Source organism: Paracoccus spongiarum (assembly GCF_030732095.1).
Lineage (GTDB): Bacteria > Pseudomonadota > Alphaproteobacteria > Rhodobacterales > Rhodobacteraceae > Paracoccus > Paracoccus spongiarum.
This window is the reverse complement of record NZ_JAVAMQ010000057.1, coordinates 1-1,539: the sequence shown is the minus strand read 5'-3', so window position 1 is coordinate 1,539 and position 1,539 is coordinate 1. Positions and strand designations below refer to the sequence as shown.

The 1,539-nt window shown below is 76.2% G+C and carries 1 protein-coding gene; it reads right to left on the bottom strand.

All coding sequences use genetic code 11. The features are described from left to right. Nucleotides 1–10: 10 nt before the first annotated feature. Nucleotides 11–1,528 carry an aldehyde dehydrogenase (NADP(+)) gene (locus Q5Y72_RS19615; RefSeq protein WP_305965068.1) on the bottom strand — a complete coding sequence of 506 codons (1,518 nt, stop codon included), beginning with the start codon at nt 1,526–1,528 and terminating at the stop codon, nt 11–13. Between the last annotated feature and the right edge of the window lie 11 nt (nt 1,529–1,539).

Genomic DNA, 1,539 nt, shown 5'->3' with positions numbered 1-1,539 from the left:
CCCTCGCGGCTCAGCCGCGGAGGTCTTCGGGGATGAGGGGGTCCGGCAGGTTCTGGTAGCAGACCGGGCGCAGGAAGCGGCGGATCGAGAGGGTGCCGACCGAGGTGGCGCCGAAATTCGTGCTGGCCGGATAGGGGCCGCCATGGACCATCGCCTCGGCCACCTCGACCCCGGTCGGAAAGCCGTTGGCCAGCACCCGGCCGGCCATCCGCTCCAGCACCGGCAGCAGCCGCCGGCCCAGGTCGGTGTCGGCCGCGTCCAGATGCAGCGTCGCGGTCAGCTGGCCGGCGAACCGGCGCGCGACGGCCTCCATCTGCGCCGCGTCGGCGACCCTCAGGACCAGGCCGAGCGGGCCGAACACCTCCTCGGCCAGCGCGTGATCGGCCAGGAAGTCCTCGGCCGTGACCTCGTAGAGATGCGGCAGCGCCGCGCGGCCCCCGCACGCCTGCGCCAGCAGCGTCCGCACCCCCTGCCCCGCGCCGACGCGCGCCGCGCCGTCGCGATAGGCCGCGGCCATGCCGTCGGTCAGCATCGCCTGGGCCGGGGTCCGGGCCAGGGCGGCGCGGGCGGCCTCGGCGAAGGCGTCGGCATCCGCGCCCGCGACCAGCACCGCGATGCCGGGATTGGTGCAGAACTGCCCCGCCCCCATCACCAGGCTGGCCGCCCAGCCCGCGCCGATCTGCGCCCCGCGCGCGGCGGCGGCCCCGGGCAGCACGAAGACCGGGTTCACCGAACCCAGCTCGCCGAAGAAGGGGATCGGCTCGGGGCGCGCCGCGCAGAGGTCGTAAAGCGCCCGTCCGCCGCCGAGGCTGCCGGTAAAGCCCACCGCCCTGATCCGCGGATCGGTGACCAGCGCCTCGCCGACGTCGCGCCGGCCGCCCTGGATCAGGCTGAAGATCCCCGGATCCATGCCGCAGTCCGCGAGGGCCGCGACGATGGCGTCGCCCGCGATCTCGCCGGTGCCGGGATGGGCCGAATGGCCCTTGACCACGACCGGGCAGCCGGCGGCCAGCGCCGCCGCCGTGTCGCCGCCCGCGACCGAGAAGGCCAGCGGGAAGTTCGAGGCCCCGAACACCGCCACCGGGCCGACCGGGCGCTGCATCATCCGCAGGTCGGGGCGCGGCAGCGGCTGGCGGTCGGGCAGCGCCCTGTCGTGGCGGCGGTCCAGGTAGTCGCCTTTGCGGATGTGATCGGCGAACAGGCGCAGCTGGCCGGTGGTGCGGCCGCGCTCGCCCTCGAGCCGGGCGGGCGGCAGGCCGGTCTCCTGCGCGCCGATCTCGGTGATCGCCCCGGCGCGGGCCTCGATCTGGTCCGCGATGGCCTCCAGCAGCCGGGCGCGATCGGCGCGCGACGTGGCGGCAAGGCCGGGGAACGCCGCATCGGCGGCGGCGCAGGCGCGCGCCACCAGATCGGGCGTGCCGACCGCGAAGTCATGCGCCGGACCCGAGGCCGGGGCGCTGGCAAACCGCGCCCCGCCCGCAACCCGCGCGCCCGCGATCAGGTGATGCCCGTGGGGAATATGCGTCATCTCAGCGGCCC

Excerpts from the sequence above, each read along its gene's own strand:
- Q5Y72_RS19615 (WP_305965068.1), bottom strand. The coding sequence starts at position 1,528 with ATGACGCATATTCCCCACGGGCATCACCTGATCGCGGGCGCGCGGGTT.